The following is a 13,631-nucleotide window of genomic DNA, read 5'->3' on the forward strand; positions in this document are numbered from 1 at the left end:
GTCTTGGTTCAGCACGGGAAGAACCTTCGCTTTCGCGTCCGTTCCTCTCACCCGCTTGACTAATATAACTTGGCAAGGCGAACCGTGTCAAGCAAAATCTGTGGAAAGTTTGGGGAATCAGCAAAGGAAAGCTGAAGCGAACAGTCAGCAAGCGTTTAGAGAACCTTAGGCTTTTAGGAAGTAACGCAATTCGCCGATTAAAATGGCTCACGTACCACAAAGCGGGCATTATTAATAGTGTAGAAAATAGCTTTCTAGATTTAGCATCGAAAGGGCTTTCAATTGAATAAAGCGCTCTGCTAACTTATGCATTCTTGATCGGAGAACCAATTAACAGATTAGTGTTGTGTCAGTCTTGGGATCGTCGTGAATACTTCAACTGCTGCATCACCGCCTTTCGTTATTCTTGATCGCTATCTTCAAGACTGGCTCATAGAAGATATTGGACGGGGCGATCGCACCACTCAAAGCCTTTTTCCTTCTGGCACTGGACAAAATCATGCGATCTTGATGGTTAAAGAGGATGGGGTGGTGGCTGGATTACCGATCGCTGCTAGAGTTTTCTACTTATTAGATCCGTGCGTGACATTCAAAGCGCTAGCTATAGAAGGAGGCGTTTATCAAAAAGGAGAGACGATCGCCGAAATTCAAGGACCTTTTGATGCATTGCTTACAGGAGAACGGGTTGCACTCAATTTAGCGATGCGGTTGAGCGGGATCGCAACAATGACTCGTAGGTATGTGGAGAAAATTAAAGATCTTCCTGCTCGACTGGTGGATACGAGGAAGACAACGCCAGGGTTAAGGGTGCTAGAAAAATATGCGACTCAGGTTGGAGGAGCAGTCAATCACCGGATGGGACTAGATGATGCCGTGATGATTAAAGATAACCACATTGTGGCAGCGGGTGGAATTGGAGCGGCGATCGCACAAGTTCGCGCTCACATTCCTTATCCCTTATCAATTGAAGTCGAGACGGAAGACTTAGACCAGGTTGAAGAGGCTTTGCAGCATCAGGCAGACATCATTATGCTAGATAATATGCCGCTTGATTTGATGCGGAGTGCAGTGCAAAGAATTCGGCAGAGCAATGAGCGGATTAAGATTGAGGCTTCGGGGAATGTGACGATCGAGACGATTCGGGCGATCGCGGAAACTGGGGTGGATTACATTTCGAGCAGTGCGCCAGTGACGCGATCGCCTTGGTTAGACCTAAGCATGAGATTTGTCAAGCCTTAGAAATAAAGTGAACCCAAAAGTTGCCATCTGGGATGCACAAGCGAGTAATCATGCTGTAGGAGTAGTGGACAGATTTTCCTTTGTTGTCTTCTAAGCCGAGGGCGTTGCGATCGTATCCCCACGAATACCATTCGCCGTAAGGATCGTTCACGATAAACCCGTTTTCGTCAAAGCCAGTGAGAACGACAATGTGACCAAAATCAGTGAAGTATCCGTGAATGACCACGGGCTTACCATCAGATAGCCACTCTTTGACTTGAGCGATCGTGGCATCGGCTCTAAAATCATCGCGAGCGCCGTAACGTTCAGCGATTAGAGCGAGATCGTGAGGATCGTGGCGACTCAGCCCATTGTTTTCGGCGTAATCGTAAAGTTCGTCTTCAAACTGACCTACTTTGGTCTTGCGCTTGATGCCCAAAAACTCAAAGCACATGGTAAGAGAGGTGACGTTGCAAGCACCGTTGGGGTTTAACTCATTGTCGCGTTGAGATTTATAAGGAATATTGAGTTTGATGCTATTGGGAATGGGCTTAGGAAAGACTCGAACTCCATCTCTTCGGATCTCTGCGTGTTTGCCAAAAACATACCAAACGTTAGTATCTTTGAACGCGTCCTTAGAAAAAAAGCATCTAGCATGATCGCGCTCAATGTCGAAGGAGTCGAGTTCAAACTCTTTGCCAGCCTGAATAGATTGCTTGAAGTCTTCAGGAAGTTCTGAAGACTGAAGCGGCTTTCTTTTGAAAGTAGTTTGGGTAAGAATTTTGAGCCTGAGTGTCATGGGGGCATCCGTTAATTTCTAGTAGTGGTAGATCATAAGAAGTTGGGTTTAGCGTTCCCAATTTCTAGCGGAGTAACTATAGAAGGATTCATGCTGTAGATGGAAGTTTCCAGACAGCAGGAGTAGGTTAGATCAATCAAGAAACATTAAGGATTTTTTTAATAGAGTTTAACGGTTTCCTTGCTTAAACGATCGCTCTTACTAAATGATAAAGAGCCGGGTCGCTATCTTATATATAGTTAAATCCGAGTGATGTTTTGCTTACAGGCTTTGAAATTATGAATGCTACGAATGCTTCACAGTCCTCTGAAGGGGTAATCGCACAGCTAAAAAACCGCTTTGAACAAGCCTTGATTGCTGCATTTGGAGAAGATCTAGCAGGAGCCGACCCGATGCTGGTTCCGACGAGCAATCCGAAGTTTGGAGATTATCAGTCGAATGCGCCATTGGCATTGGCAAAGCGTTTAGGGAAAGCACCAAGAGCGATCGCTGAAGAGTTAATTCAGCAGCTTGATGTCTCTGACGTTTGTTTGCCTCCGGCGATCGCAGGCGCGGGATTTATTAATTTCACCCTCAAGCCAGAGTATCTAGCGGCAAGACTTTCGGCTTTTCAAATTGACGATCGTTTAGGGGTGGAAGCTGTCAAAAAGCCGAAGCGGACGATCGTAGACTTTTCGAGTCCCAATATTGCGAAAGAGATGCACGTTGGGCATCTACGATCGACCATCATCGGTGATTGCATTGCTCGAATCTTGGAGTTTCAAGGACATGAAGTTCTGCGACTAAACCATGTTGGAGATTGGGGCACTCAGTTCGGAATGCTGATTACCTATTTGCGTGAAGTTTGCCCGGAAGCACTGACCACTGCGGATGCTTTGGACTTGGGTGATTTAGTTGCGTTCTACAAAAAAGCAAAACAACGGTTCGACGAAGATCCAGACTTTCAAGAGAAGTCTCGACACGAAGTTGTGCGGCTGCAATCAGGCGCAGAAGACACGCTTCGGGCTTGGAATTTGCTGTGCGAACAGTCTCGAAAAGAGTTTCAAGTTATCTATAATCTGCTGGACATTTGCATTACCGAACGCGGTGAATCTTTTTATAATTCGCTTTTGGCTTCGGTGGTTGAAGATTTAGAAAAAGTAGGCTTGCTTGTTGAAGATCAAGGTGCAAAATGCGTTTTTCTAGAAGGCTTTCAGAATCGAGAAGGGCAACCATTACCTCTAATTATTCAAAAGTCAGACGGAGGATATAATTACGCGACGACAGATTTAGCCGCAATTCGGTATCGAATTCAGCAAGATCAGGCAAAGCGACTAATTTATGTGACCGATGCAGGACAGGCAAACCACTTCGCTCAAGTGTTTCAGGTGGCGCGTCGGGCGGGGTGGATTCCTGAAGATGTGGACATTGAACACGTTCAGTTTGGACTCGTTCAAGGTGAAGATGGCAAGAAGTTAAAGACGCGATCGGGCGACACAATTCGGCTACGCGATTTATTAGATGAAGCGGTCGATCGTGCCCGTGCAGATCTAGAAGCGCGACTTCAAGAAGAAGGTCGTCAAGAAACAGAAGAATTCATTGCTAACGCTGCTCAAATTGTCGGAATTAGTGCAGTCAAATATGCTGACTTGAGCCAAAACCGCACTAGTAACTATATTTTTAGTTACGACAAAATGCTGGCGCTTCAGGGCAACACAGCACCCTATATGCTTTATGCTTATGTGCGAGTTCAAGGAATTAGTCGGAAAGGTGAGATTGACTTTCAAAACTTGGGATCTGACGCAAAGATTCTGCTGCACGAAGAGACAGAATTAACGTTAGCAAAACATCTGTTGCAGTTAGAAGATGCTTTAGATCAAGTAGGTCAAGATCTGTTTCCAAATCGGCTGTGTCAATATTTGTTTGAACTGAGTCAAAAATTTAATCAGTTCTACGATCGTTGTCCCGTTTTGCAAGCTGAAGACTCTATAAAAACGTCTCGGTTGATGTTGTGCGATCTGACTGCTCGAACGTTAAAACTGGGATTGTCTTTATTAGGAATTCGAGTGCTAGAGCGAATGTAGAACCTAAACATTATGAACTTTTACATTGGCTGTGCAATCTGGGCTTATAAAGGTTGGGTCGGAGATTTATTTCCGGTCAAGAGTCGATCGTCAGACTATCTCAATCTCTATAGTCGTCGCTTCACCACAGTAGAAGGCAATACAACTTTCTACTCGATTCCTGATTCAGAGACTGTTTCACGATGGGCAGCAGAAACACCGCCTGGATTTAAGTTCTGTTTAAAGTTGCCAAAAACGCTAACCCACAATCATTTGTTAAAACCTTCGCTTCCGGGCGCGTTGAAGTTTTTAGAACAAATGCAAGGATTGGGCGATCGTTTAGGTTCAATGTTTGCCCAACTTCCTCCGAGCTACAGTCCTGCAAATTTCGATGATTTGGCAAGTTTTCTAGAAGGTTGGGCTAGAAATAAATCGCCTCTAGCGGTCGAAGTTCGGCATCTCGATTGGTTTAAAGAGCCTCATAACAGCCGCCTCAATGCGATGCTAAAAGATCTCAACGTGGGACGAGTTTTGCTCGACACTCGCCCTATTTATAATGCACCTGACGATCCGCAGATTGGTTCTGAGCGCCGAAAACCCAACGTGCCACTGCAACCGATCGTCACTGCGCCGTTCAGTCTAATTCGGTTCATCAGCCATCCCAATCTAGAGATGAATCAAGTCTATTTAGAAGAATGGGTCAAAATCGTCGATCGCTGGCTCAAACAAGGAACGACCGTTTATTTCTTTGTGCATTGTCCTGTTGAGGAGCGATCGCCGCAAACTGCTCGTCACTTTCAGCATCTCCTTCAAAAACAGAACATTTCCATTCCGCCGCTCCCGTGGGACTCACTTGAGCAAACTCCGACTCAGCTAGATTTGTTCTAAAGAAGGAATTAGAGCGACCCAGCAAATAAACTGAAGCCTTGCACTGAGGCTAGAAAGCAGGTCGAGCTATAGGAACGATCGCTAGACGGAATCTCTTGACTTCCTCACTAGCAAGATAGAATGAATCCAGCAAAAGTTCTCAACATTTAGTTAGACACGCGAGGAGCATCGCAAGGCATGGGAAGAGTAGTCGGTATTGACTTGGGGACTACAAACTCGGTGGTAGCAGTCATGGAAGGCGGAAAGCCTGTTGTGATCGCCAACGCAGAAGGAATGCGAACAACGCCCTCCGTCGTCGGCATTAATAAGGAGGGCGAACGGCTAGTCGGGCAGATGGCAAGACGGCAATCGGTGCTCGACCCCCAAAACACCTTTTTTGGGGTCAAACGCTTTATTGGTCGCAAATATAGCGAACTGTCACCTGAGTCGAAGCGCGTGCCCTATACGATTCGCAAAGACGAAGTGAGCAATATTCGGATCAAATGTCCGCGGCTCGATCGCGACTTTGCCCCCGAAGAAATTTCGTCAATGATTCTCAAGAAGTTGGCAGCCGAAGCCGCTCGATATTTGGGTGAACCGATTACCGGAGCCGTGATCACCGTTCCGGCTTATTTTAATGACTCGCAGCGACAGGCAACCCGTGACGCTGGGCGAATTGCAGGCTTAGATGTGAAGCGCGTTCTCAATGAGCCAACTGCGGCATCGTTAGCTTATGGACTCGATCGGGGACAAAGTGAAACTATCCTAGTGTTTGACTTGGGCGGTGGCACATTTGACGTATCCATTCTCGAAGTCGGCGATGGCGTATTTGAGGTCAAAGGCACCAGCGGCGACACGCAGCTAGGAGGCAATGACTTTGACGAAAAAATTGTGGACTTCTTAGCAGAAGAATTTCTAGAAAAAGAAAAAATTGATTTGCGGCGAAATCGTCAAGCCTTGCAGCGCCTAACTGAAGCCGCCGAAAAAGCAAAAATTGAGCTATCTGGGGTCGCAGTCACCGAGATTAACCTACCCTTTATCGATGCCAATGCAGAAGGCCCCCTGCATATTGAAACTCGCTTGACCCGATCGCAGTTTGAAGGCTTTTGTGGCGACTTACTTTCTCGGCTGCGCGGACCCCTCAAACAGGCGTTTCGCGATGCGGGCATGACCCCGATGGATATCGATGACATTGTGTTAGTGGGCGGCTCGACTCGAATCCCGATGGTGCAGCAAGTCGTGCGATCGATTATCAACAAAGAACCCAATCAAAACGTCAATCCCGATGAAGTCGTCGCGGTTGGGGCAGCGATTCAGGCAGGAATTCTCGCGGGTGAAATCAAAGACATTCTGCTGCTAGATGTCACGCCGCTGTCTTTTGGGTTGGAGACGATCGGCGGAGTCATGAAAAAATTGATTCCACGCAACACCACGATTCCGACTCGCCGATCAGACACCTTCTCGACCTCAGAAGACAACCAGACAATGGTGGAAGTCCACATCTTGCAAGGCGAACGAGATATGGCATCGGGCAACAAATCGCTCGGTCGCTTTAAGCTGATGGGCATTCCGCCTGCACCGAGAGGCATTCCGCAAGTGCAGGTGTCGTTTGACGTGGATGCCAACGGCATTCTGCAAGTCACCGCGATGGATCGCACAACCGGGCGAGAGCAAAGCATCACCGTCCAAGGCGCTTCAACACTGGGCGAAGAAGAGGTGCGGCAGATGATTCGCAACGCCGAAGAGTTTGCAGAGGTCGATCGGCTTCGCAAAGAAAAAGTCGAGAAGCGCAATCGGGCTGAAGCGCTCACCTTTCAAGCCGAACGGCAACTGCGAGAAGCCACCCTCGATTTTGGGATGCAGTTTGTCAGCAGCTACCGTTCTCGCATCGAGCCATTAACTCGGCAACTGCGCGAGGCTCTGGCAGACAACAACGATCGCGGCGTTGACCTTGCTGAAGCTGACCTCAAAGACGCTCTCTACGACCTAAATCGCGAAGTCTACCAGCAAAATCAGGGTGACGAAGAAGGCGGATTCTTTGAGTCGATTAAAAATTTCTTTCTGGACGATGACGACGATTACGATTATTACAACGATCGTCGCGACCCTTATGACTATGGCGCACGACGAGATAACGATTGGGATACGCCGCGTCGTGACTCGTTTGGGAGTCGAGATCCCTACGATGGCTCCGCTCGACGCGACTATGACTCACCGAGACGTGACTCGCGAGACGGCTATAATTCTGTGCCTCGCGACTATCCAGCGAGTGAGCCGCGCCGCAACCGCGACTATGATGCGCCCAGACAAAGCAACGATGGCAACGTGCCCCGCGATCGTGGCTACGATTCACCCCGGCAAAATGACAATTACAACGCGCCTAATCGAGATTCTCGCGATTCTCATAGCGACCGCGACTACAATGCTCCGAGACGCAATCGCGATGCCGACTCGCCTAGAGCCGATCGTGATTATCCGCCCGCCCGCCCATCGCGTAGTGATACTGGAAGTCGTGACTACGAAGCTCCGAGACGCAATGGTGACACTGATTTGCCCAGACGCGATTCTCAAAGTGATCCCTATAGCAACAACGCTTCCGAGAGTCGTCGTCCTAGCCGAGGCGACACTTCTAAAAAGCGTCCGAGTCGCCCCAACTACGATCGAGATAATTGGGACGACGAAGACGATTGGCTCTAAAAAAGTAGCTGAATGACGAGGGCTAAGTTGCCCCAAACTTGATCCTCAGACCTTAAACTTCAAACCTCAAACTTGCTCTAATGCTATGCAGAATTTCCGAAACTATTACGAAATCTTGGGGGTCGAAAGAGATGCGTCGAGCGATGAGATCAAAACAGCGTATCGAAAGTTAGCGCGTCGATATCACCCCGATGTCAACCCCGACAATAAAGCGGCGGAGGACAAGTTTAAGGAACTCAGCGAAGCTTACGAGGTGTTGGGGGATGTCACCAAGCGATCGCAATATGATCAGTTCGGAAAATTCTGGCAACAGCAAGGGTTTCAAGGAGCCGCAAGAGCGGCGAAGAATGTCTGGAATAAAACGACTGGTAATGGCGCTCAAGAAGTCGATTTTGGCGAATATCGCAACTTCAACGATTTTGTCGATCAGTTGTTAAATCGGCGAGTCACCACCAATACCACCAGCACCCGACCGCCTCAAACTGACTATTATCGTCCCGGCAGCAGCAAAACGAGCTATACCGTGCCGAGTGCCCGATCGACTACGACTCGTCGCGATGCTGAAGCGCGTCTGACTGTGCCGCTAGAAAAAGCCTATTCAGGTGGACGGGAGCGCATTCGGCTAGAAGATGGACGATCGCTCGAAGTCAATATGCCCGCTGGCATGATCACAGGGCAGCGCATTCGGCTAAAAGGGCAGGGGATGTCTGGCGGAGATTTGTATCTCAAAATTGAGGTATCGCCGCACCCATTTTTTAAGTTAGAAGGTTCTGATGTCGTCTGTCAGTTGCCGATTACGCCGAGTGAGGCAGTTTTGGGCGGCGCGATCGAAGTCCCAACCTTAGATGGTTTGGTGAAAATGACGATTTCGGGCGGTGTACGATCGGGTCAGCGCTTGCGATTGGCAAACAAAGGCTATCCCGAAGTCGGCAGTGATGCGCGGGGCGACGCGCCTAAAGAACGGGGCGACCAAATTGTTGAGTTGCAAATCGTCATGCCTAAAGAGCTAACAACTCAAGAACGCGAACTTTATGAAAAGCTGCGCCAGCTAGAAACGTTTAATCCTCGTGCAAATTTGCTTGGGTAAGCCTAAATCACCCAATATCCTAGACTGGATTGAAAGATTTAATACAAATTATAGAGCATGGAAAATCTAGTGGAAATGTTTACCACAGAGGTTAGTAGCGATGGACAGACTCCAATTCCAGAGGATGTTCGTGAATTGCTAAATCTGCATCCGGGCGATCGAGTCGAGTTTGTGATCTCTGAAGATGGCAAAGTCTATCTTCAACCTGCAAAAATCGATGTTCGGCAGCTATCTGCAATGCTATATAAGCCAGAGAGAAAACCTCTTTCTATTGAGAAAATGGATGAAGCGATCGCTCGATGTGCTGGAGAATCAAGTTGAGAGGGCTAGATACAAACGTCATCCTCCGATATCTGTTGCGAGATAACGAGGAACAATGGCAACTGGCTGATCAGTATATTAATAATGCTCTAGATACGACCGAGACTTGTTTTATCAACAATATTGTTCTCTGTGAAGTGGTCTGGGTGCTGCGATCGGGCTATAAACTTAGCAGATCAGAGCTGATTGATACAGTGGAGAAACTGCTAAGAACTAACATTTTTGTGTTTGAGAATCAAGAAGCGGCATGGTGGGCAGTTCAACAAATGAAGCGAGGAGGGGCTGACTTCTCAGACTATTTGATTCTGAAAGTAAATCAACAAATGAAGTGTGTAGAAACCGCTTCTTTTGATGCCAAGCTGCAAGGTGTCGAAGGAATTAGATTGTTGTAGCTGGATAGATAGAGATAGCCCAATATCCAGCAAAAAGTCTTGTTAGGCAGAAGTCGTGAAAAAGTTAGGAGTCAGCTTGATAGTTGGAACCTGATTTGTGATCCTGGTTTGATTGCGCGAGAATTAGATTAATTAAGCTTGTGACTAGGCGATCGTAGTCCATTGGCATTACGTCTTTGCCGTGCAGGATGTGCTGCACCAACATATAAGACACAAGAGAACCGAAAAAGATTTGCGCGATCGCTTCAGGGTCAGCAATGCCGAGTTCTGGATGGGTTTCAAAATATTGGCTGAGTAAGTGTCGCCCTTGCTTGATGACCGTGGTTGTGAATAATTTTGCTAATTCTGGGAAGCGATCGGACTCTGCAATAACCAGCCGGATCAAACACAAATAATTTTGATCTGCAACTTTAGAGCCGTAAATCTTGGCAACTTGCCTCAATAAGATCGCAGGCTCACCCCGCAACTGCCCCCCGTCATAGACTTCTTGGAATCGGGAGAGTGTCATCCACTCTAATAACGCTTTAAACAGCCCTTCTTTATTGGTGAAGTGGCTGTAGATCGTTTGCTTGGAAACGCCCGCTTCTGTGGCAACACGATCCATGCTGGTGCCCGCATAGCCACAACTGAGAAACACGCGCATGGCTCCCTGCAAAATCTGTTCTTGCTTAGGGGTGATGCTAAAAGGAACAACGTCTAATGAGGTCATGAATCACAGATTATTGCTCGATGGGCAGGAAACCATTTCTTCGCGTATTAACTTTTTCTAACGAGCGTTGTTTAATCATACTAGACGGTCTAGTATGATCGAAAGCTTAAAGCATTTTATTTTTGACTGCCAAGAGTTTCTTTCATAGCGCATCCTCTAGGCCTATCACCATGACTCAGCTTGTTCCCCCACCGATCAACCAGCTTCCAGATTCGCCACAGTTAAAGCCTGAAGGGCGGCGGATTCCTAAACCTTTGTTAGTGATTCCGATCGGTCTGGCGATCGCGGCGATCGGCTATGGAGTCTGGCGTTTGATGCCTCATCCAGAGCCAACGACCCTGCATTTAAGCGGTCGGATCGAGGGCTATGAGACAGACATCGGTGCAAAAACGGGCGGACGGGTAAATTTTATTGCGGTGCGCGAAGGCGACGAAGTTAAGAAAGGACAGGTCTTGGTGCGAATCAATGATGAAGAAATTCAGGCACAGCTTAGAGGCGCAACTGCAAATATAACTTCTGCCCAACAGCAAGCGCAGCAAGCCCAGTCTCAAATTGATGGCATCGACAGCAAGATTCGGGAAGCAGAACTCAATCTAAAACAGTCGAAAGGCGATGCCACCGGGCGAATTAGTCAGGCACAATCCACTGTTTCAGCGGCAAACGCTCAACTCGCAGAAGCGATCGCCCAAGTCAAACAAGCTGAGGCGCAGGTCAGACAAGCTCAGTCGTCGCAGAGATTTGCTGCCACAGATCGCGATCGCTATGCCCAGCTAGTTTCTCAAGGTGCGGTCAATCGACAGCAGTTTGACCAAGCGCAAACCGCCTTTGAGACGGCTCAAGCATCGGTGGAAACTGCTCAGGCAACACTCTTAGCGCGTCGAGCAAGCGTGGATGCGGCTCGTGATCAACTGAGTGCAGCTAAAGGCGGCTTTACGCAGGTGCAGACAACGGGCATTAATCCTGACATTCGAGGCGCTCAACTGTCGGGATTTTATCAACAGCGCCAGCAGGCAGTCGCTCAACTCAAACAGGCGCAAGCTCAGATCAAAACCGCTCAAGAGAAGCAAAAAGAAATTCAGGCGCAGCTTAATTATTTGAATGTAACCAGCCCAATCGCAGGCGTGGTGACAGCCCGCCCGATCGAGCCTGGGGCAGTGGTCGCTCCGGGCAAAACGATGCTAACGGTGATGGATCTGACTTCGGTTTATCTGCGGGGCTATGTGCCAGAGGGCGAGATTGGCAAAGTTCGCGTAGGTCAACCTGCCAAGATTTTTCTCGACTCCAATCCTAGTCAAGGGCTGACGGCTAAGGTGTCGGCGATCGATCCCAAAGCATCGTTTACGCCAGAAAATATTTATTTTCGCAACGATCGCGTCAACCAAGTGTTTGGGGTGAAGCTGACGATCAACGATACCAAAGGCTTTGCTAAACCTGGAATGCCAGCCGACGGAGAAATCACTTTAGAGACTAAATGATGCCCTCTGGAGGCTGGAGTCATGACTCAAAAAACGGTGACGAATAGCCAGATCACAGAAGTTCGGCCCACTGATCCTGCGGCTTCAGACGATGTGATTCGCGTGATCGGTTTGCACAAACACTACGATCGGGTGGCGGCAGTTCAGGGAGTTGATTTCTCGGTGCGACGCGGCGAAGTCTTTGGGCTAATTGGGCCGGACGGTGCAGGCAAGACGACGACGTTTCACATTCTCGGCGGCGTGATGGAGGCGACAGCAGGGGATGTGCAGGTGTTGGGACAACCGCCACGAGATGCGCGATTAAAAATTGGCTATCTGACTCAGCAATTTTCGTTGTATCTGGATCTCAGCATTGACGAAAATTTGCGCTATGTGGGTGGATTGCGGCAAGTGCCCGATCGTCAATTTTCGGAGCGGCGCGAAAAATATCTGCGCTTGATGAATTTAGAGAAATTTGGCGATCGCCTTGCCGGAGAGCTATCGGGCGGCATGAAGCAAAAACTTGCGTTGTGCTGTGCGCTTGTGTCCCAGCCTCAAGTGCTGTTGCTTGACGAACCGACGACGGGCGTTGATCCCGTTTCCCGGCGCGAGTTTTGGGATGTGTTGGCAGCACTGTCATCCGAAGAAGGGGTGACGATCGTGGTGGCAACTCCTTATCTAGATGAAGCAGAACGCTGCAATCGAGTGGCGCTGATGTATGACGGTCAGATTCAGCAGATTGGCACACCCGCCGAACTGAGAAACAGTTTAGGACTGCATCGCCTCGAAGTGCATACGCCCCAGTTGCAGGCAGCCGAGCAAGTGTTGACTACGCTATCTGAGTCCGATGCGATCGTGGATGTGCAGACGTTTGGCGATCGCTTAGATGTGCTGGTGAGTGATCCGCAAACAGGAGAATCTCAGGTGCGTGAATTATTTCGCCAAAACCACCTGCAAGCAGACACGATCGAACTCGCTGAACCCACACTAGAAAATGTGTTTGTGACTCGATTGCGCCAGCAGGGATCGGCACCGGAGTTTTTTGAGTTTCCGAGATCGCGAGGCGGCAATCGAAACGTCACTACAGGATCTTCCTCTGATTTTGCGATCTATTCTCACAACCTAAATCGGAGTTTTGGCAGCTTTCGGGCCGTTAAAAATGTCAATGTCGAAGTGCGCTACGGCGAAATTTTTGGCTTACTTGGAGCCAACGGAGCCGGAAAAACCACCACGATTAAAATGCTGTGTGGATTGCTGCCCATCAGTTCTGGCGATATTTCACTCGGAGGAGAACGCGGAAATCTCCGCAGCAGCGAACTCAGGCGACGAATTGGCTACATGAGCCAAAAATTCACCCTCTACGATGACTTAACCATTCTGCAAAACCTGGAATTTTATAGCGGCGTATATGGAGTGCCTCGCAGGCTGAGACGCGAAAAAATTGACTGGGTAATCGCCACCTGCGGACTCGACGGACGAGAAACCATGCTCACCGGACAGCTTCCGGGCGGTTGGAAACAGCGCGTCGCGTTTGGTGCCTCAGTCATGCACGAACCCGATATTCTGTTTCTCGACGAACCGACCTCTGGCGTTGACCCACTAGCGCGTCGTCAATTCTGGAAGTTAATCAACGATTTCGCCCGCAATGGTACGGCCGTTTTAGTCACCACCCACTATTTGGAAGAAGCCGAACAGTGCAATCGCATGAGTTTTATGGTGGCGGGTGAAATCGTGACAGAAGGGTCGCCCAGCCAGATCAAAGCATCCCAACCAGGACAGTTGATTGAAGTGGTCATCGACCAAACTCAAGCGGCTTCTAATTTACTCAAACAGCAGATGGAGTCTTGGCGAGTTTCGATCTTTGCCGATCGCCTTCATATAGTCCTTGACGATCCCGATCGTGACATTCCGATCGTGCGATCGCTGCTCAAATCTGCCAATCTCACCATTCATTCTCTGCGTCCAATCCCATTCTCGCTCGAAGATGCTTTTATCGGAGTCGTGCAGCGGTTAGCGCAAAGCGCAACTCCAGAGGAACCGTAGCC

The 13,631-nt window shown here is 48.7% G+C and carries 11 protein-coding genes; 9 read left to right on the top strand and 2 right to left on the bottom strand.

Annotated elements, in window-relative coordinates; translation table 11 throughout:
- Window positions 1-366 precede the first annotated feature (366 nt).
- Window positions 367-1,239, top strand: a complete 873-nt coding sequence (gene nadC, locus BRW63_RS03890) for a carboxylating nicotinate-nucleotide diphosphorylase (RefSeq protein WP_073069618.1) — start codon at window positions 367-369, stop codon at window positions 1,237-1,239.
- On the opposite strand, the gene BRW63_RS03895 is transcribed toward nadC, so the two are convergent.
- On the bottom strand, window positions 1,229-2,017 hold the full coding sequence (locus tag BRW63_RS03895; protein ID WP_073069619.1) for a C39 family peptidase: 789 nt from the start codon (window positions 2,015-2,017) through the stop codon (window positions 1,229-1,231). The two genes, nadC and BRW63_RS03895, sit on opposite strands and share 11 nt — an antisense overlap.
- Window positions 2,018-2,295: 278 nt before the next feature.
- Here BRW63_RS03895 and argS point away from each other — a divergent pair, with 278 nt between their 5' ends.
- The 6 genes from argS to BRW63_RS03925 all read left to right on the top strand — a co-directional run bounded on the left by argS (window position 2,296) and on the right by BRW63_RS03925 (window position 9,423).
- Window positions 2,296-4,080 (top strand): arginine--tRNA ligase, encoded by a 1,785-nt coding sequence (gene argS / locus BRW63_RS03900; protein WP_073069620.1) that lies wholly within the window; start codon window positions 2,296-2,298, stop codon window positions 4,078-4,080.
- 12 nt (window positions 4,081-4,092) lie between these two features.
- On the top strand, window positions 4,093-4,947 hold the full coding sequence (locus BRW63_RS03905; RefSeq protein WP_073069621.1) for a DUF72 domain-containing protein: 855 nt from the start codon (window positions 4,093-4,095) through the stop codon (window positions 4,945-4,947).
- Between the two features lie 177 nt (window positions 4,948-5,124).
- Entirely contained in the window at window positions 5,125-7,623 is a 2,499-nt protein-coding gene (dnaK, locus tag BRW63_RS03910; protein ID WP_073069622.1) for a molecular chaperone DnaK, read from the top strand.
- Window positions 7,624-7,708: 85 nt separating this feature from the next.
- Window positions 7,709-8,710: a DnaJ C-terminal domain-containing protein gene (locus tag BRW63_RS03915; protein WP_073069623.1), complete on the top strand. Its 1,002-nt coding sequence runs from the start codon at window positions 7,709-7,711 to the stop codon at window positions 8,708-8,710.
- A gap of 57 nt (window positions 8,711-8,767) precedes the next feature.
- Window positions 8,768-9,031 carry an AbrB/MazE/SpoVT family DNA-binding domain-containing protein gene (locus BRW63_RS03920; protein ID WP_223257281.1) on the top strand — a complete coding sequence of 88 codons (264 nt, stop codon included), beginning with the start codon at window positions 8,768-8,770 and terminating at the stop codon, window positions 9,029-9,031.
- Window positions 9,028-9,423 (top strand): PIN domain-containing protein, encoded by a 396-nt coding sequence (locus BRW63_RS03925; RefSeq protein ID WP_181314412.1) that lies wholly within the window; start codon window positions 9,028-9,030, stop codon window positions 9,421-9,423. The genes BRW63_RS03920 and BRW63_RS03925 overlap by 4 nt, the downstream gene beginning before the upstream one ends.
- Window positions 9,424-9,487: 64 nt before the next feature.
- Here the strand turns inward: BRW63_RS03925 and BRW63_RS03930 are convergent, their stop codons facing one another.
- Window positions 9,488-10,132, bottom strand: a complete 645-nt coding sequence (locus BRW63_RS03930; protein ID WP_073069625.1) for a TetR/AcrR family transcriptional regulator — start codon at window positions 10,130-10,132, stop codon at window positions 9,488-9,490.
- A gap of 170 nt (window positions 10,133-10,302) precedes the next feature.
- Here BRW63_RS03930 and BRW63_RS03935 point away from each other — a divergent pair, with 170 nt between their 5' ends.
- Window positions 10,303-11,607: an HlyD family secretion protein gene (locus tag BRW63_RS03935; RefSeq protein WP_073069626.1), complete on the top strand. Its 1,305-nt coding sequence runs from the start codon at window positions 10,303-10,305 to the stop codon at window positions 11,605-11,607.
- Window positions 11,608-11,628: 21 nt separating this feature from the next.
- Window positions 11,629-13,629, top strand: coding sequence for an ATP-binding cassette domain-containing protein (locus BRW63_RS03940; protein ID WP_073069627.1), 2,001 nt, complete (start codon window positions 11,629-11,631; stop codon window positions 13,627-13,629).
- The last annotated feature ends 2 nt before the right edge of the window (window positions 13,630-13,631 follow it).

The organism is Phormidesmis priestleyi ULC007 (assembly GCF_001895925.1).
Taxonomy (GTDB): domain Bacteria; phylum Cyanobacteriota; class Cyanobacteriia; order Leptolyngbyales; family Leptolyngbyaceae; genus Phormidesmis_A; species Phormidesmis_A priestleyi_A.

Bases quoted from the DNA above. Each gene is read 5' to 3' on its own strand.
- BRW63_RS03895 (WP_073069619.1), bottom strand. From the start codon at position 2,017: ATGACACTCAGGCTCAAAATTCTTACCCAAACTACTTTCAAAAGAAAG.
- BRW63_RS03930 (WP_073069625.1), bottom strand. From the start codon at position 10,132: ATGACCTCATTAGACGTTGTTCCTTTTAGCATCACCCCTAAGCAAGAA.
- BRW63_RS03915 (WP_073069623.1), top strand. From the start codon at position 7,709: ATGCAGAATTTCCGAAACTATTACGAAATCTTGGGGGTCGAAAGAGAT.
- BRW63_RS03920 (WP_223257281.1), top strand. From the start codon at position 8,768: ATGGAAAATCTAGTGGAAATGTTTACCACAGAGGTTAGTAGCGATGGA.
- BRW63_RS03940 (WP_073069627.1), top strand. From the start codon at position 11,629: ATGACTCAAAAAACGGTGACGAATAGCCAGATCACAGAAGTTCGGCCC.
- argS (WP_073069620.1), top strand. From the start codon at position 2,296: ATGAATGCTACGAATGCTTCACAGTCCTCTGAAGGGGTAATCGCACAG.
- BRW63_RS03905 (WP_073069621.1), top strand. From the start codon at position 4,093: ATGAACTTTTACATTGGCTGTGCAATCTGGGCTTATAAAGGTTGGGTC.
- dnaK (WP_073069622.1), top strand. From the start codon at position 5,125: ATGGGAAGAGTAGTCGGTATTGACTTGGGGACTACAAACTCGGTGGTA.
- BRW63_RS03935 (WP_073069626.1), top strand. From the start codon at position 10,303: ATGACTCAGCTTGTTCCCCCACCGATCAACCAGCTTCCAGATTCGCCA.